The following is a 17,209-nucleotide window of genomic DNA, read 5'->3' as shown; positions in this document are numbered from 1 at the left end:
GGCGGCACCCTAAAGAGGAGGCAACAAGTGGTCGACGCGGATCAGACATTCGTCATCGTCGGAGGCGGTCTCGCCGGTGCGAAGGCGGCCGAGACGCTCCGGGCGGAGGGTTTCAGCGGACGGGTGATACTGATCTGCGACGAACGCGACCACCCGTACGAGCGGCCGCCGCTGTCCAAGGGCCTCCTGCTCGGCAAGGAGGAGCGCGACAGCGTCTTCGTGCACGAGCCCGCCTGGTACGCGCGGCACGACGTCGAGCTGCACCTCGGCCAGACCGTGGACCGCGTCGACCGCACGGCGAAGACGGTCCGCTTCGGTGACGACGGCACCCTCGTCCGCTACGACAAGCTGCTGCTGGTCACCGGCGCCGAACCGCGCCGCCTGGACGTCCCCGGCACCGACCTGGCGGGCGTCCACCACCTGCGCCGCCTCGCGCACGCCGAGCGGCTCAAGGGGGTGCTCCAGCACCTCGGCCGGAACAACGGGCACCTGGTGATCGCGGGCGCCGGCTGGATCGGGCTGGAGGTCGCGGCGGCGGCCCGGGAGTACGGCGCCGAGGTGACGGTGATCGAACCGGAGCCGACCCCGCTGCACGGCGTCCTCGGGCCGGAGCTGGGCAACGTCTTCGCCGAGCTGCACCGCGAGCACGGCGTCCGCTTCCACTTCGGGGTCCGGCTCACCGAGATCGTCGGCCAGGACGGCGTGGTCCTCGCGGCCCGCACCGACGACGGCGAGGAGCACCCGGCGCACGACGTCCTCGCGGCGATCGGCGCGGCGCCCCGGGTGGCGCTCGCCGAGGCGGCCGGACTGGAGATCGCCGACCGGGCGCACGGCGGCGGCATCGTGGTGGACGAGCGGCTGCGCACCTCCGACCCCGACATCTACGCGGCCGGCGACGTGGCGTCCTTCCCGCTCGGGCTGTTCGGCACCCGGCTGCGGGTGGAGCACTGGGCGAACGCCCTGAACGGCGGCCCGGCCGCGGCCCGGGCGATGCTCGGCCTGGACGTCGCCTACGACCGCGTGCCCTACTTCTTCACCGACCAGTACGACCTGGGGATGGAGTACAGCGGGTGGGCGCCGCCCGGGTCGTACGACGAGGTGGTGATCCGGGGCGACGCGGGCAAGCGGGAGTTCATCGCGTTCTGGGTGCGCGAGGGGCGCGTGCTGGCCGGGATGAACGTCAACGTGTGGGATGTCACAGAGCCGATCCAGAACCTGATCCGTTCCCGGGCCCAGGTGAACAGCGAGGCCCTGTCGGACCCGCACGTGCCGCTCGCCGGGCTCCTCCCCTGACCCGCGGACGCGCCGGGAACCCCGCCGCGCCCCCGTAGAATTCACCCGTGGCAGGACGGATCAACGACGAGGACGTGAAGGCGGTACGGGACGCGGTCCCGATCGACGCCGTGGTCTCCGAGTACCTCCAGCTGCGGAACGCGGGCGGCGGCAACCTCAAGGGCCTGTGCCCGTTCCACGACGAGAAGTCGCCGTCCTTCCAGGTCAGCCCCAGCAAGGGACTCTTCCACTGCTTCGGCTGCCAGGAGGGCGGCGACACCATCACCTTCGTGATGAAGGTGGACCACCTCTCCTTCTCGGAGGCGGTCGAGCGGCTGGCCGCGCAGGCCGGCATCACGCTGCGGTACGAGGAGGGCGGGTACAACCCGGCCCACCAGCGCGGCGAGCGCATCCGCCTGGTCGAGGCGCACAAGATCGCCGCGCAGTGGTACGCGGAGCAGCTCGCCACCGGTGCCGAGGCCGAGGCCGGCCGGGTCTTCCTCGCCGAGCGCGGTTTCGACCAGGCCGCCGCCGTGCACTTCGGTGTCGGCTACAGCCCGCAGGGCTGGGACCACCTCACCCGCTATCTGCGCGGCAAGGGCTTCACCGACAAGGAACTGATCCTCTCCGGACTGGCCCAGGAGGGCCGCCGGGGGCCCATCGACCGCTTCCGCGGCCGCCTCATGTGGCCGATCCGGGACATCGGCGGCGAGGTCGTCGGCTTCGGCGCCCGCAAGCTGTACGAGGCGGACAACGGACCGAAGTACCTGAACACGCCCGAGACGCCGATCTACAAGAAGAGCCAGGTGCTGTACGGCATCGACCTGGCGAAGAAGGACATCGCCAAGACCAGCCGCGCGGTGGTGGTCGAGGGCTACACCGACGTCATGGCCTGCCACCTCGCCGGGGTGACGACGGCCATCGCCACCTGCGGCACGGCCTTCGGCGGGGAGCACATCAAGATCCTGCGGCGGCTGCTGATGGACAACGGCAGCGCCCGGGTCATCTTCACCTTCGACGGCGACGCGGCCGGGCAGAAGGCGGCGCTGCGGGCCTTCGAGGACGACCAGAAGTTCGCCGCCGAGACGTACATCGCGATCGCGCCCGACGGCATGGACCCCTGCGACCTGCGCCTCGCCAAGGGCGACGAGGCGGTGGCCGACCTGGCCGAACCGCGCACCCCGCTCTTCGAGTTCGCGCTCCGGCAGATCGTGGGCCGGTACGACCTGGACACCCCGGCCGGCCGGGCCGCCGCGCTGGACGAGGCCGCGCCGATCGTCGCGAAGATCAAGAACAGCGGGGCGCAGCACGAGGTCGCCGTGGAGCTGGCGGGCATGCTCGGCATCCTCGACACCCAGTTCGTGGTCCGCCGGGTCGCCCAGCTCGCCCGCTGGGCCCGCGAGGGCGGCAAGGCACCGCAGCAGCGGCCCCGGCAGGCACAGGCGCAGGCGCAGTGGGAGTCCACCCCCCGTCCCGCCTACAGCGGCCCGTCCCTCACCCTGCGCAACCCGGTGTACGCCACCGAACGCGAACTGCTCAAACTCGCCCTGCAACGCCCGGAGCTGGTGTCGCCCGCGTTCGACGCGTACGGCGTGGACGAGTTCACCGCCGCCCCCTACGCCGCGGTGCGCCAGGCCATCGCGGAGGCGGGAGGCGCCGAGTACGGCGTCCAGGACCCGCAGGAGTACCTGGTCCGGGTCCGGGAGGCGGCCCCCGACGACACGGTCCGGGCGATGGTGACCGAGCTGGCGGTGGAGGCGATCATGCGCCGCACGGTCGACGAGACCTACGCGGGCGAACAACTGGTCACCGTCCGGCGCCGCGCCGTCGCCCGCCGGCTCACCGATCTCCAGAGCACCCTGACCCGGCTCGGCCACGCGGACCCGGCCCAGTCGGCCGCCGTCCAGAACGAGATGATGATCCTCACCCGGTACGACCGCGCGCTGCAGGACGAGGGCCCGTCCGCCCTCTAGCCACCCGGATCACCACCCCGTCACCGGACGGATGCAAAAAGTCACCGCACGCCCCTCGTGGCGGTGTTGTGTCGTACCCCACACTGGGGGCGGTGCCCGAGCCTCGGAGCGCACGCTGCCGCTCGGCTTCGCAGCGATCATCCTGGAGGTCGCCCCCCGTGCAGACCCGGACCCTCGCCCAGACCGACAGCAGTACCCGCGCCACCCGCACCGACGCGGACGATCCGGAAGCGGAGACCGGCGTCCTCGTGGCCGTGCCCCCGCAGGGCCGGGCCGGCCTGGAGCCCGAGCCGGCCGCCGGGGAGGCGGAGCGGCCCGGGGAGCCGGACGAGGCGGACGGGCCCGCGGAGGCCGAGGTCCCGGTCGTCGCCCGCGCGGAGTCCGGCGGGCCCTCGGCCGACCTGTTCCGGCAGTACCTGCGCGAGATCGGCCGTATCCCGCTGCTCACCGCCGCCGAGGAGGTGGAACTCGCCCGCCGGGTCGAGGCCGGCCTCTTCGCGGAGGAGAAGCTGGGCAGCACCCCCGACCTGGACAGCGAGCTGGCGCTCGACCTGGACCGGCTCGTCGTCCTGGGCCGGATGGCCAAGCGGCGGCTCATCGAGGCGAACCTGCGGCTGGTCGTCTCCGTCGCCAAGCGGTACGTCGGCCGGGGACTGACCATGCTGGACCTCGTCCAGGAGGGCAACCTCGGGCTCATCCGGGCCGTGGAGAAGTTCGACTACGCCCGCGGCTACAAGTTCTCCACCTACGCCACCTGGTGGATCCGCCAGGCCATGTCCCGGGCGCTGGCCGACCAGGCCCGCACCATACGCGTCCCCGTGCACGTCGTGGAGCTGATCAACCGGGTCGTCCGGGTGCAGCGGCGGCTGCTCCAGGAACGCGGCCAGGAGCCCACCGCGGAAGAGGTCGGCGCCCATCTCGACCTGTCGCCCGAGCGGGTCCGCGAGGTGCTGCGCCTCGCCCAGGAACCGGTGTCGCTGCACGCCCCGGTCGGCGAGGAGGACGACGTCGCCCTCGGCGACCTCATCGAGGACGGCGACGCGGCCAGCCCGGTGGAGTCGGCGGCCTTCCTGCTGCTGCGCGAGCACCTGGACGCGGTGCTGTCCACGCTGGGCGAGCGCGAGCGGAAGGTCGTGCAGCTGCGCTACGGCCTGGCCGACGGGCGCCCGCGCACGCTGGAGGAGATCGGCCGGCTGTTCGGCGTGACCCGGGAGCGGATCCGGCAGATCGAGTCCAAGACCCTGAGCAAGCTCCGCGACCACGCCTTCGCCGACCAGCTCAGGGGCTACCTGGACTGAGGGGCCGCCGCACCCCGGCGGCCCCCTTCGGCTAGTCCACCTCGGCCACGGCCTGCGCGAACTGGGCCTGGTACAGCCGGGCGTACGCGCCGTCGGCCGCCAACAGCTCGGCGTGCGCGCCCTGTTCCACGATGGAGCCGTTCTCCATCACCAGGATGGTGTCCGCGTCCCGGATCGTCGACAGCCGGTGCGCGATCACGAACGACGTACGGCCCGTCGCCAGTTTGGCCATCGCCTTCTGGATCAGCACCTCCGTGCGCGTGTCCACGGAACTCGTCGCCTCGTCCAGCACCAGGATCACCGGGTCGGACAGGAACGCCCGCGCGATGGTGATCAGCTGCTTCTCACCGGCGCTGACGCCCGTGCCCTCGTCGTCGATCACGGTGTCGTAGCCGTCGGGCAGCGTCCGGATGAACCGGTCCGCGTGCGCGGCCCGCGCCGCCTCCTCGATCTCGCCGCGGGTGACCTCGCGCGCGGCGCCGTAGGCGATGTTCTCCGCGATGGTGCCGCCGAACAGCCAGGTGTCCTGGAGCACCATGCCGATGCCGGACCGCAGTTCGTCCCGGGTCATCCCGCGGATGTCCACCCCGTCCAGGGTGATCCGGCCGCCCGAGACGTCGTAGAACCGCATCAGCAGGTTGACCAGCGTGGTCTTGCCCGCGCCGGTGGGGCCGACGATCGCCACCGTGTGCCCCGGCTCCACCGTCAGCGACAGGTCCTCGATGAGCGGCTTCTCGGGGTCGTAGCGGAACGACACGTGTTCCAGGCACACCCGTCCGCGCAGCTCGGCCGGCCGCTCGCCCGGCACCGGGTCCGCCTCCTGCTCCTCCGCGTCCAGGAGTTCGAAGATCCGCTCGGCCGAGGCCACCCCGGACTGCACCAGGTTCGCCATCGACGCGACCTGGGTCAGCGGCATGGAGAACTGCCGCGAGTACTGGATGAACGCCTGCACGTCACCGATGGACAGCGAACCGGAGGCGACCCGCAGACCGCCGACGACCGCCACCAGCACGTAGTTCAGGTTCGACACGAACATCATCAGCGGCTGCATGACGCCGCTGTTGAACTGCGCCTTGAACCCGGCCTCGTACAGCGCCTCGTTCTGCTCGGCGAACTGCCGCGCCGACTCCTCCTGCCGCCCGAACACCTTCACCAGCGTGTGCCCGGTGTACATCTCCTCGATGTGGGCGTTGAGCTTGCCGGTGGAGCGCCACTGCTGCACGAAGTGCGGCTGCGACCGCTTGCCGACCCGGGTGGCGACCACGAACGACAGCGGGACGGTGACGAGGGCCACCAGCGCCAGGATCCAGGACACCCAGAACATCATCGCCAGCACGCCGACGATGGTCAGCACCGAGTTGATCAGCTGGCCCATCGACTGCTGGAGGGTCTGGCCGATGTTGTCGATGTCGTTGGTCGCCCGGGACAGCACCTCGCCGCGCTGGCGCTTGTCGAAGTACGACAGCGGCAGCCGCGACAGCTTGGTCTGCACGTCCTCCCGCATCCGGTACATCGTGCGGTTCACGGCCCGGTTGACCAGCCGGGTCGCGACCGCCATCAGCAGGCCCGCGACCAGGAAGGTGCCGAGGGCGAGCAGCAGCACATGCCCCACGGCGGTGAAGTCGATGCCCTCGCCGGGGGTGAAGTCGGTGCCCTTCAGCATGTCCGCGACCCGGCCCTGGCCGCGCTCGCGCATGGAGTCGAGCACCTGCTCCTTGGTGGCGCCGTGCGGCATCTCCCGGCCGATGAGGCCGGCGAAGACGAGGTCGGTGGCGCGGCCGAGGATCTTCGGGCCGACCACGCTCAGGGCCACGCTGACGACCACGCACAGCAGCAGGGCGTAGATCGTGAGCCGCTCCGGCCGGAACCGGGCGACGAGCCGTTTGCCCGACCCCTTGAAGTCCATCGAGCGCTGGTCGGGGCCGCCCCCGGCCATCATGCGTCCCATGGGACCGGCCATCAGGCGGCCTCCGCTTCCGTCAGCTGGGAGAGCACGATCTCCCGGTAGGTCTCGTTGGATGCCATCAGCTCGGCGTGCCGGCCGGAGCCGACCACCCGGCCCTCGTCCAGCACGATGATCCGGTCCGCGTCCCGGATGGTCGACACCCGCTGGGCGACGATCACCACGGTGGCCTCGGCGGTCTCCCGCGCCAGCGCGGCGCGCAGGGCGGCGTCGGTGGCGTAGTCGAGCGCGGAGAAGGAGTCGTCGAAGAGGTAGATCTCCGGGCGCTGCACCAGCGTGCGGGCGATGGCGAGCCGCTGCCGCTGACCGCCGGAGACATTGGTGCCGCCCTGCGCGATCGGGGCCTCCAGGCCGCCCTCCAGCCCGGTGACGAAGTCCTTGGCCTGCGCGACCTCCAGCGCGTGCCAGAGCTCCTCGTCGGTGGCGTCCGGATTGCCGTAGCGCAGGTTGCCGGCGACGGTGCCGGCGAACAGGTAGGGCTTCTGCGGGACGAGCCCGACGGTCCTGGCGAGCAGCGCCGGGTCGATCTCGCGCACGTCCACGCCGTCGACCAGCACCTCGCCGTCGGTGGCGTCGAACAGCCGGGGGACGAGCCCGAGCAGCGTCGACTTGCCGCTGCCGGTGGAGCCGATGACGGCGGTGGTCTCGCCGGGCCGGGCCGTCAGGTCGATGGACTTCAGCACCGGCTCCTCGGCACCCGGGTAGCGGAAGCCCGCGCCCCGGATCTCCAGGTGCCCGTGCGCGCGCAGCGCGGTGACGCCGGCCGCCGGCGGCACGACGCTGGAGGAGGTGTCCAGGACCTCCTGGATGCGCTCGGCGCAGACCTCGGCCCGCGGCACCATCATGAACATGAAGGTGGCCATCATCACGGACATGACGATCTGCATCAGATAGGCGAGGAACGCCGTGAGGTCGCCGATGGCCATGCCGCCGCTGTCGATGCGGTGCGCGCCGAACCACACCACCGCGATGGACGACACGTTCACCACCGTCATCACGATCGGGAACATCAGGGCCAGCAGCCGGCCGGTGGCGAGCTGCATCTCGGTCAGCTCGCCGTTGGCCCGGCCGAACCGCTCCTGCTCGTAGGCGTCCCGGACGAAGGCGCGGATCACCCGGTTGCCGGTGATCTGCTCGCGCAGCACCCGGTTGACCTTGTCCAGCCGGTCCTGCATCGACCGGAACAGCGGGCGCAGCCGGCGCACGATCAGGGTCACCGAGACGCCGAGCACCGGCACGACCGCGATCAGCACGGCGGACAGCGGCACGTCCAGGCCGAGCGCCAGCACGATGCCGCCCACGCACATGATGGGCGCCGACACCATCAGGGTGAACGTCATCAGGGCCAGCATCTGGACCTGCTGCACGTCGTTCGTGGTACGGGTGATGAGGGAGGGCGCCCCGAAGTGACCCACCTCACGCGCGGAGAAGGACTGCACCCGGTCGAAGACGGCACCGCGCACGTCCCGGCCGAGCGCGGAGGCGGTCCGGGCGCCGTAGTACACGGCGCCGATGTTGCACACGACCTGCGCCAGCGAGATGCCGATCATCAGGGCGCCGAAGGACAGGATGTAGTCCGTGTCGCCCTTCACGACGCCGTTGTCGATGATGTCGGCGTTCAGGGTGGGCAGGTAGAGGGTCGCGCAGGTCTGGAGGAACTGGAGCACCACCAGGAGGGCGATGGGTTTCTTGTAGGGCCTGAGATAGGTCCGTAGAAGTCGTATGAGCACGCTACGTCTCTCGGAGTCGGCGACAGGGGCTGGTCGGTTGCCCTTGGCCCCTATCGTCGGACACTCCACCCGCGTTACCTCAACCGATTAACCCGAAGGTCTCTCCTCTACTGGACCGGTGTTTCGGGGAGTTACGGCCTGCTGTGCCCCTTATGGGCGGAACGCCCCCGGGTGGGTCTGCTCCCGCACCGCCGTGAACTGCTGCCGCACCGCCTGCCCCACGGCCAGTTCCTCGCCCGGCTCCAGCACCTGCGCCGCCGCGCCCTGCCAGGCCGGCGGGGTGCGCGGATCGAGGGCGCCCTGCGACACCCCGAGCGCCCAGGCCGCCTGCCGGGCCGCGCCGATCGCCGCGTAGTCCGCCGGCTGCGGCACGACGACCTGCGCGCCGAACAGCGACGGCGCCGAGGCCTGGACGGCGGGCAGCTCGGCGGCGGCGCCCAGCAGGAAGACCCGGCGCACCTCCACGCCCCGCCCGCGCAGCACGTCCAGCGCGTCGGCCAGCCCGCAGAGCATGCCCTCGAAGGCGGCCCGCGCCAGGTGCTCGGGCTTCATCGACTCGCGCCGCAGCCCCGCGAGGGTGCCCGCGGTGTGCGGCAGGTTCGGCGTCCGCTCGCCCTCCAGGTACGGCAGCAGCACCAGCCCGTGCGCCCCCGGCGTGGACTTCATCGCCAGGTCGGACAGGCTCTCCAGGTCCGGCAGGCCGAGCAGTTCGGCGGTGCCGCGCAGGGCGCGCACCGCGTTCAGGGTGGTGACGACCGGCAGGTGCATGCCGGTGGCGTCGGCGAGCGAGGTGATCATCCCGGACTGGTCGGCGAGCGCCTCCGGGTGCACCGCCATCACCGATCCCGAGGCCCCGAGCGACACCACCACGTCGCCGAGGCCGAGGCCGAGCCCGAACGCGGCGGCCATGGTCTCCCCGGTCCCGGCGGAGATCAGCAGCCCCTCGGGGGTGGTGCCGGCCGCCTCGGCGGGGCCGATCACCTCCGGCAGCACCGCCTGGTGGCCGAGCGCCAGCTCGACCAGGTCGGGGCGGTAGGCGCCGGTCGCCGCCGACCAGTAGCCGGTGCCGGAGGCCCCGCCGCGGTCGGTGGTGCGCCGCAGGGGCCGCCCGAGCAGCTGCCACACCAGCCAGTCGTGGGCCTGGAGCAGGACGGCGGTGCGCTGCGCGTTCTCCGGCTCGGTCTTCGCCAGCCAGCGCAGCTTGGTGACCGGCTGGGCGGCCCCCGGCACACAGCCGACCGCCTGCGCCCAGGCCTCCCGGCCGCCGAGCGCGTCCACCAGGTCGGCCGCGGCGACCTGCGCGCGCTTGTCGCCGCCGGCCAGGGCCGGGCGGACGGTGTTGCCCTGGGCGCCCAGCGGGACCACGGCGTTCTGCTGCGCCGAGACCCCGATGGCCTGCACCCCCTCCAGCAGCCCGCCGCCGGCCGCCTCGCCGAGGGAGAGCAGCCAGGCCTGCGGATCGACGTCGCTGGGCCGGCCCTCCACCGGATGCGGGGCGTACCCCTGTCGTAGTACGGCACCGGTGTCCGTGTCGCAGACCACGATGCGCGTGAACTCCGGTGAGCTGTCCAAGCCGGCGACTATCCCCATGCGGAGAATTTTGCCGTACCGCCGCACCCGGCTCGGGCCGGGGCGCCCGAGGAGCCGGGGCGCCCGTCCCGTGGCCGGTGCCGGAAGGCGGGGCTCAGGTGGTGCTGGTGCCCCAGTCGTCCTCGCGGGTGCCGTGGCCGTTGCGCTCCCGCAGCGAGCGGACCCGGTGGCTCACCGACTCCGGGATGCGGTCGCCGACCGTGTGGAATGCCTTGCCGGCGTAGACGCGGCCCTGCTGGGCCGCGGTCTCGGCCGTGTTGCGGACCGCGGGGTTCTGCGCGATCTGCCGGGCCGACTTCTTCAGCTGTTCGTAGCGCTCGCGTCCGGCCTTGGTGCCGAGTACGTAACCAAGGGCCAGTCCGGCGAGGAACGTGAGCCGGTAGCGCATGGCTGCCACCCTTCCCGTGTGTAGGCATCTGGTGCGGCGCTGGCGCCGAGGGTACCGATTGGCGGAGCACCCCCCTGCTTGCGCTAATGTATGTGTCGCAGCGAGCAACCGCCCCCTGGCGAATACCCAGGTAGGTACGTTCGATGCAACGAGGCGATCCTCCGTAGCTCAATTGGCAGAGCAGCCGGCTGTTAACCGGCAGGTTACTGGTTCGAGTCCAGTCGGGGGAGCTTCGGTCCTCCGTAGCTCAATTGGCAGAGCAGCCGGCTGTTAACCGGCAGGTTACTGGTTCGAGTCCAGTCGGGGGAGCGCTGAACGAGGACCCCTCAGGGGTCCTTTTTCATGTCCGGGGGAACCGCCGCGCCCGTGGCGCTGTCCTCAAGGTCATGAGCGGCAGCGCGGCAGCCGACCAGCCGAGGCAGGAGATCGTATGAGCGGCTATGCTGCGGCAGACGGCGCGCACACTTGTACGCGACACGCCGCTATGGGGCGGTAGCTCAGCCGGTTAGAGCAGCGGACTCATAATCCGTCGGCCGTGGGTTCGAGTCCCACCCGCCCCACCGCAGCAGGGTGGTGCAGGATCGTTTTGACCTGCACCGGCCCTGGGTCCACCGGGCGCCTCGCGGTTTTTGCCACCCCGCTGCAACCCTTCGCCCCGCCCCGGTGTTCTGTTCGGTGATGGATGAGAAGGCCGAGCGGCAGCTGACCGAGCTTCTCGCCGTGGACCTCGACGACGGCTTCACCGAGCTGGTCCGGGTTCACGGCAGAGCCGTGTACACGTTCCTGTTGCGGGTCTCCGGCTCGGCCACCGAGGCGGACGACCTGGGGCAGGACGTCTTCCTGCGCGCCTACACCGCGTTACAGGGCTACGACCCCGAGCGCAGGCGGCAGCTCAAGACGCGCGCCTGGCTGCTCACCGTCGCCGCCAACGTCTGGCGCAACCACCTGCGCACCTGCTCGCGCCGGCCGGCCCTGACCGGCGTGCCCGTGGAGGACGCCGGTGACGCCTGGACGGACCACGGTCCGGGGCCGGAGGAACTGGCCGCGCTCGCCGAGGACCGGCGGCGCCTGGTCGTGGCGTTGCTGGAACTGCCGGAGCACCACCGCACGCCGGTGGTGCTCCGCCATGTGCTGGGACTGAGCTACACGGAAGTCGCCGAGGTACAGCGGTGCGCGGTCGGGACGGCCAAGGCACAGGTGTCCCGCGGCCTGAAGGGCCTGCGCCGGCTGCTGGAGCCGGAGACGGCCCTGCTGGAGGAGGTGATGACATGAGGAGTGACCGAGAGGAACCGCGCTCCGACGCGGCCCGGTCCGGCCTGGCCGGACTCGTCACGGAACCACCGGCGGACTTCGCCGTGCGCGTGCTGCGCCGCGCGGGCGTCCCGCGTGAGCGCTACGACACCTATGTCCGCCTCGACACCGCCGCCGGCGGTCTCTTCGTGGCGGCGAGCGCGGAGGCGGTGACCGGGGCCGCGCTGGACACCGGCGGGCTGACCGCGCCGGGTTTCGAGGAACTGCACCGCTCCCGGACCCGCCGTCCGGCCCTGTGGTCGGCCAAGCCGTTCCCGGGGGTCACCACCGCGCTGCGGACGGGCCGCGCCCGGCGCCTGCCCATCGACCTGTCCCCGCTCGACCCGGTGGACCGGGCCGTGCTGGAGGCCGTGCGCACCATCCCCGCCGGGCAGCTGCGCCCGCTCGGCTGGATCGCCCGGGAGGCCGCGGTGGCGCCGGGGGACGTGCTCGGCGCGCTGGCCCACAACCCGGCCGCGGTGCTGATCCCCTGCCACCGGGTGACGTACGACAACGGCGTCCCCTGCGACGCCGGGTACCTGCCCGCGACGGGCGAGGCGCTGCGCGCCGCCGAGGGCGTCGACCCGGGGCGGGTGGCCGAGCTGCGCCGGCGCGGAGTGGTGTTCCTCGGCAGCGACACGACCCGTATCTACTGCCACCCCACCTGCGCCCACGCCCGCCGCATCACCCCGCCCCACCAGGTGCCGTTCCGTACCGCCCGGGAAGCCGGGCGGGCCGGGTACCGGGCCTGCAAGAGCTGCCGGCCCCTCACGGTATGACGGCCCCTCGGGCCGGCGGTCACGACCGGAGCGACGGCCACGGCCGCACCGGCCTTCACCACCGGACCGGCGGTCACCACCCGACCCAGGTCACGACCGGACCGATGGTCACGACGAACACGGAGTTGTCTTGCGAACCACTCTCATCCCCGGCGACACCGCGGCGGCGGTCACGGTGCACCCCACACCGCTGGGGCCGCTCGTGCTCGCCGCCACGGCGGACGCGCTCGTGCTGTGCTGCTACGGCGCGGTGGAGGACGCCGTCGCCCGCCTCGCCCGGGGCGGACTGCGCCCCGTGGCCGAGGAGGGCGCGGACCCGGCCCCGCTGAAGGTCCTGGCCGAGGCCCGGGAGCAGCTCGACGCCTATCTGGCGGGCGCCCGGCGGGACTTCACCCTCCCGGTGGACCTGCGGCTCGCCACCCCGTTCAGCCGGCAGACCGTCATGGCACTGGAGGCGTTCGTGCCCTACGGGCGCACCGCGACGTACGCGCAGCTGGCCGCCGCGCTCGACCGGCCCCGGGCCGCCCGCGCGGTCGGCACGGCCCTCGGCGCCAACCCGGTCTGCGTCGTGCTGCCCTGCCACCGGATCGTAGGTTCCGGCGGCAGCCTGAACGGGTACGCGGGCGGTCTGGACGCCAAGCGGTTCCTGCTCGGACTGGAAGCGGGACCGGCGGCCCCCTGACCGGGTGGGCGCCGGCCCGACCCCCGTCCCCGGCGCCCACCCCTCCTCCTCCGCACGTCCATCCGCCACGGAGAGCCACTCGCGTGAACAGCTACGACAGCCCGCCCCTGCCCGGTCTCGCGGAGCCGCCGGCCGCCGCACCCGCCCCGGGCGACGACGGCCCCGGCGTCCTGCCGCCCCTGAACTGGCCCGCCCTGGCCGCCGAGCTGGACGCGGAGGGCGTCGCGCTCACCCCGCCCCTGCTGTCCGCCGAACAGTGCGCCCGGCTGCGGGAGATGTACGACGAGCCGGTGCTCTTCCGCAGCACGGTGACGATGGCCAGGCACCGCTTCGGCGAGGGCGCCTACCGCTACTTCGCCCACCCGCTGCCCGAACCGGTGCAGGCCCTGCGCCGGGAGCTGTACCCGCCCCTCGCGCGCATCGCCAACACCTGGGCCGCCCGGCTCGGCGAGCCCGGCTTCCCCGAGCGGCACGAGGAGCTGGTCGCCGCCTGCGCCGCCGCGGGCCAGCACCGGCCGACCCCGCTGCTGCTCCGCTACGAACAGGGCGGCTACAACTGCCTGCACCAGGACGTGTACGGCGACCTCACCTTCCCGCTCCAGGTCGCGGTGCTGCTGGACCGGCCGGACGAGGACTTCACCGGCGGCGAGAGCGTGTTCGTGGAGCAGCGGCCGCGCGCCCAGTCCCGGCCCCTGGTGCGGCGGCCGGCGCAGGGACAGGGACTGATCTTCGCCGTCCACCACCGCCCCGTGCGCTCCGCGCGGGGCTGGAGCCGGGTGATGCTGCGCCACGGGGTGAGCGCCGTGCACAGCGGGCGGCGCCACGTGCTCGGGATCATCTTCCACGACGCCCGCTGAGCGGGCCGGCGACCGGGTTCGCCCCGTGCCGCGGCGAACCCGTGTACGACCGCCGTAGGGGCCCGGTTCTGCCGCCTCGCTCCAGTGACGCCGCGGCCTCGCCAACGGGGCTGGTCACAGCCGCCCGGCCACCCTCCGGAAACTGCCGCACCGGCTGGAGTGCCGCTGGAGATCGGCAACAAGGCCGTTACATACGGTGGCTGTGCGACGGCAGGGGGGATTCGTGACCTGCCTCGTACCACTGTCAACCCGGCGACACAGCGTTAAGGAGCAGTGGCACACATGCGGCACGTACAAGAGGCACGGGCCATGCCCGCGGAGCACGAGGCCCGACCGGTCCCGGAAACCATGCCGGCGAACGGTTCGCCGTACCGTCTGGGAGCGGCGCTGCTGCAGTCGCTCGCGCAGGAGATGAACGCGCTCGCCGAGCAGGCGTCGGCGCTGCTGAGCATGCCCCCGGAGGAGCTGTCCCTGGACGCGGACGCCTTCGCCCAGATCGCTCGCAGAAACGTTCCACGCTGGCACTTCGCCATGCTCAACGACATCGGGCGCAACACCGCGCTGATGACCGCCCTGGAGCGGGGCGTCCCGGCGGGGGCGACCGTGCTGGACATCGGCTCCGGGAGCGGCCTGCTCGCCATGGCCGCCGCCCGGGCCGGCGCGAGCCGGGTGTTCACCTGCGAGATGAACCCGCTGCTGGCGGAGATCGCCCGGAACGTCGTCAACGCGCACGGCCTGTCCGACGTCATCACCGTCATCGGCAAGCCGTCCACCGACCTGGACCCGGAGCGCGACCTCGGCGGACCGGTGGACGTCCTGGTGTCGGAGATCGTCGACTGCGGCCTGATCGGCGAGGGCCTGCTGCCCTCCGTGCGCCACGCCCGCGAGCACCTGCTGAAGCCGGACGGGATCATGCTGCCCTCGGCGGCCCGGCTGCACGGCCGGCTGGTCAGCAGCGAGGCGGTGCTGAAGCTGAACCAGGTCACCACGGCCGGCGGCTTCGACGTCTCGCTCATGAACACGCTCGCGACCCGCGGCCACTTCCCGGTCCGGCTCGACACCTGGCCGCACCGGTTCCTGTCCGAGGCGGCGCCGCTGGTCGAGTTCGACCTGGCGCGGTCCCCGCTGGAGCCCGGCGAACGCCCCCTCGCGCTGACGGCCACCGCCGACGGCGAGGCCCAGGCCCTCGCGGTCTGGTTCGAGCTGGACATGGGAAGCGGCATCACCCTGTCCAACCCGCCGGACAACCCCGCCTCGCACTGGATGCAGGGGTGGGTCCCGCTGGAGAAGCCCGTGCCGACCAAGGCGGGCGAGCCGGTCGCCCTCCGGCTCGCCTGGAGCGACTTCACCCTGCGCGCGAGCATCTGACACCGCCCCACCCCGGCACCGGCCACGAGCCGGCGGCCGCACCTGTCTGGACCAGGACTAGGGAGCAAGCGATGAGTCACGTACCCCCGCACGTCCCGTTCGAACTCAGCGGCGCGGAACTGCGCGACGCGATCGTGCAGTACGCCACCGCCCCGATCTACCACGACAACCTGGACTGGGTGAACCACGACAACCCCTACCGGCGGCAGCTCAGGCCGCAGGTGCTGCCCCACCTGGACTACGACAGGATCCCGGGCCGGGAGAACATCCTCAACTACGCGAGCCTGGCCGTGCAGCGCCTGCTGACCTCCGTCTACGAGGCCGACCTCGTGTTCTTCCCCAAGTCCGGGCTGAAGGGCAAGGAGGAGGACTTCCGGGCGTTCTACAGCCCCGCCAACCGGGCGCTCGGCGAGCGGATCCGGCCGGCGCTGGAGCGCTTCGCCTTCGGCTTCCTCGACGACGAGGTGGAGACCTCCGGCAACTGGACCGCGCAGAGCCTGGACGCCTACCTGGACTCCCTCGACACCGCGGGCGACGAGGAGCAGTCGCCGGTGGAGAAGGCCATCCTGGGCTCGGCCGACCGCGAGCGGGCGGCCCGGATGTGGCTGGTGCAGTTCGCGCCGGACTTCCTCTCCGAGGCCTCGCCGATGATGCGCAACGTCCTCGGCTACTACGGCCCGGCCCAGTCCGAGTGGTTCAAGGTCGTCATCGACGAGTACGGCTACGGCGTCCACGACACCAAGCACAGCACCCTGTTCGAGCGGACCCTGGAGTCGGTCGGCCTGGAGTCCGACCTGCACCGGTACTGGCAGTACTACCTGAACAGCAGCCTGCTGCTGAACAACTACTTCCACTACCTGGGCAAGAACCACGAGCTGTTCTTCCGTTACGTCGGTGCGCTCTACTACACGGAGAGCTCCCTGGTCGACTTCTGCCGCCGCGCCGACAAGCTGCTGCGCGAGGTCTTCGGCGACACGGTGGACACCACCTACTTCACCGAGCACGTGCACATCGACCAGCACCACGGCCGGATGGCCCGCGAGAAGATCATCAAGCCGCTGCTGGAGGCGCACGGCGAGGGCATCATCCCGGAGATCGTGCGGGGCATCGAGGAGTACCGGGTGCTGCTGGAGATCGGCGACTTCGACTTCTCCGAGCAGATCGCCTGGATGGACGCCCAGCCCGAGCTGATGAAGCTGCACGACCCGGTCTTCGAGGGGCTCAAGCAGGGCAAGGTCGACGCGCCCGTGGCCCACCTCGTCGAACCGCGCGGCGAGCTGTCCAACACCCACTGCCACGACGGCGACGAGCTGTGCCACATCGTCTCCGGCACCATGCGCTTCGAGAGCGGCCTGGGCTCCTCGCTGACCCTCCAGGCCGGCGAGGGCGTCGTCATCAAGCGCAACCGGCTGCACGGCGCGAACATCGAATCGGACGAGTGCGTCTACGAGATCCACTCGGTGGGGGACTACCGCAAGTGCCTGTCGTGACCTTCACCGCCGAGGGGCGGGACAACTGCGTGGTCGTCGAGGGGACGCCGTACGTCTACGCGACGGTCGGCGGCCGGGGCTTCGTGATGCGGGCCCGGTGCCCGCACCGCGGCGGCCCCCTGCACCTGGCCCAGGTGGCCGAGGACGGCATCCGGCTGGTGTGCCCCTGGCACGAGCGGGGGACCTCCCTGGCCCGGATGCGGGCGGAGATCCCCGCCGTCCGGGTGGGCGACCGGGTCACCGCCGTCTTCCCCGAGAACCCGCCGGCCCGCGGCTGGCCGGCCCCGCCCCGCGACTGCGCCCTCGGCCTGGAGCACCGGCCGCTGTCGCCCGCGCTGAGCCGCCCGCGCGCGGCGGCCGGCTGACCCGCCGGCCACTGCAACGCCCCGGCGCCGGCCGGTGTTCTACAGACGGCCGGTCCGGGGGGGGGGGGGGGGGGGGGGGGGGGGGGGGGGGGGGGGGGGGGAAGGGGGGGGGGGGAGGGGGGGGGGGGGGGGGGGGGGGGGGGGGGGGGGGGGGGGGGGGTTTG

Annotated in this window: 14 protein-coding genes and 3 tRNA genes; 13 read left to right on the top strand and 4 right to left on the bottom strand. The window is 72.3% G+C overall.

Annotation, left to right across the window (positions count from 1 at the left end; all coding sequences use genetic code 11):
• Positions 1-27: 27 nt before the first annotated feature.
• The 3 genes from ACZ63H_RS02000 (at position 28) to ACZ63H_RS01990 (ending at position 4,543) form a co-directional block, all read left to right on the top strand.
• On the top strand, positions 28-1,293 hold the full coding sequence (locus tag ACZ63H_RS02000; protein ID WP_469861191.1) for an NAD(P)/FAD-dependent oxidoreductase: 1,266 nt from the start codon (positions 28-30) through the stop codon (positions 1,291-1,293).
• A gap of 47 nt (positions 1,294-1,340) precedes the next feature.
• Complete coding sequence (gene dnaG, locus ACZ63H_RS01995) at positions 1,341-3,245, top strand: DNA primase (protein ID WP_469861189.1); 1,905 nt, start codon at positions 1,341-1,343, stop codon at positions 3,243-3,245.
• A gap of 158 nt (positions 3,246-3,403) precedes the next feature.
• Positions 3,404-4,543, top strand: coding sequence for an RNA polymerase sigma factor (locus ACZ63H_RS01990; protein WP_469861187.1), 1,140 nt, complete (start codon positions 3,404-3,406; stop codon positions 4,541-4,543).
• A 31-nt stretch (positions 4,544-4,574) separates the two neighbouring features.
• On the opposite strand, the gene ACZ63H_RS01985 is transcribed toward ACZ63H_RS01990, so the two are convergent.
• The 4 genes from ACZ63H_RS01985 to ACZ63H_RS01970 form a co-directional block, all read right to left on the bottom strand.
• Positions 4,575-6,503: an ABC transporter ATP-binding protein gene (locus ACZ63H_RS01985; protein WP_469861185.1), complete on the bottom strand. Its 1,929-nt coding sequence runs from the start codon at positions 6,501-6,503 to the stop codon at positions 4,575-4,577.
• The gene (locus ACZ63H_RS01980) at positions 6,503-8,236 is read right to left on the bottom strand and encodes an ABC transporter ATP-binding protein (RefSeq protein ID WP_469861183.1); all 1,734 of its coding nucleotides are present in this window, start codon (positions 8,234-8,236) and stop codon (positions 6,503-6,505) included. The genes ACZ63H_RS01985 and ACZ63H_RS01980 overlap by 1 nt, the downstream gene beginning before the upstream one ends.
• A gap of 150 nt (positions 8,237-8,386) precedes the next feature.
• Positions 8,387-9,826 (bottom strand): FGGY family carbohydrate kinase, encoded by a 1,440-nt coding sequence (locus ACZ63H_RS01975; RefSeq protein ID WP_469861181.1) that lies wholly within the window; start codon positions 9,824-9,826, stop codon positions 8,387-8,389.
• A 94-nt stretch (positions 9,827-9,920) separates the two neighbouring features.
• Positions 9,921-10,214: a YtxH domain-containing protein gene (locus tag ACZ63H_RS01970; RefSeq protein WP_469861180.1), complete on the bottom strand. Its 294-nt coding sequence runs from the start codon at positions 10,212-10,214 to the stop codon at positions 9,921-9,923.
• A 157-nt stretch (positions 10,215-10,371) separates the two neighbouring features.
• Between ACZ63H_RS01970 and ACZ63H_RS01965 the strand changes: the two genes are divergently transcribed.
• The 10 genes from ACZ63H_RS01965 (at position 10,372) to ACZ63H_RS01920 (ending at position 17,045) form a co-directional block, all read left to right on the top strand.
• A tRNA-Asn gene (locus ACZ63H_RS01965) sits at positions 10,372-10,444 on the top strand.
• 6 nt (positions 10,445-10,450) lie between these two features.
• Positions 10,451-10,523, top strand: a tRNA-Asn gene (locus ACZ63H_RS01960).
• Between the two features lie 177 nt (positions 10,524-10,700).
• A tRNA-Ile gene (locus tag ACZ63H_RS01955) sits at positions 10,701-10,774 on the top strand.
• Between the two features lie 118 nt (positions 10,775-10,892).
• Positions 10,893-11,486, top strand: a complete 594-nt coding sequence (locus ACZ63H_RS01950) for an RNA polymerase sigma factor (RefSeq protein WP_469861178.1) — start codon at positions 10,893-10,895, stop codon at positions 11,484-11,486.
• Positions 11,483-12,283 carry an MGMT family protein gene (locus ACZ63H_RS01945; RefSeq protein ID WP_469861176.1) on the top strand — a complete coding sequence of 267 codons (801 nt, stop codon included), beginning with the start codon at positions 11,483-11,485 and terminating at the stop codon, positions 12,281-12,283. Before ACZ63H_RS01950 ends, ACZ63H_RS01945 begins: the two co-directional genes overlap by 4 nt.
• A 130-nt stretch (positions 12,284-12,413) precedes the next feature.
• Positions 12,414-12,965 (top strand): methylated-DNA--[protein]-cysteine S-methyltransferase, encoded by a 552-nt coding sequence (locus ACZ63H_RS01940; protein WP_469861174.1) that lies wholly within the window; start codon positions 12,414-12,416, stop codon positions 12,963-12,965.
• 83 nt (positions 12,966-13,048) lie between these two features.
• Positions 13,049-13,822 (top strand): 2OG-Fe(II) oxygenase, encoded by a 774-nt coding sequence (locus ACZ63H_RS01935; RefSeq protein ID WP_469861172.1) that lies wholly within the window; start codon positions 13,049-13,051, stop codon positions 13,820-13,822.
• A 282-nt stretch (positions 13,823-14,104) separates the two neighbouring features.
• Positions 14,105-15,190 carry a 50S ribosomal protein L11 methyltransferase gene (locus ACZ63H_RS01930; RefSeq protein ID WP_469861170.1) on the top strand — a complete coding sequence of 362 codons (1,086 nt, stop codon included), beginning with the start codon at positions 14,105-14,107 and terminating at the stop codon, positions 15,188-15,190.
• Positions 15,191-15,261: 71 nt separating this feature from the next.
• On the top strand, positions 15,262-16,680 hold the full coding sequence (locus ACZ63H_RS01925) for an iron-containing redox enzyme family protein (protein WP_469861168.1): 1,419 nt from the start codon (positions 15,262-15,264) through the stop codon (positions 16,678-16,680).
• On the top strand, positions 16,668-17,045 hold the full coding sequence (locus ACZ63H_RS01920) for a Rieske (2Fe-2S) protein (protein ID WP_469861166.1): 378 nt from the start codon (positions 16,668-16,670) through the stop codon (positions 17,043-17,045). The genes ACZ63H_RS01925 and ACZ63H_RS01920 overlap by 13 nt, the downstream gene beginning before the upstream one ends.
• Positions 17,046-17,209: the final 164 nt, after the last annotated feature.

This window comes from Streptomyces sp. NPDC104831, from assembly GCF_055583025.1.
The sequence above is the reverse complement of the archived record's forward strand: the minus strand, read 5'-3'. Positions and strand labels throughout refer to the sequence as shown.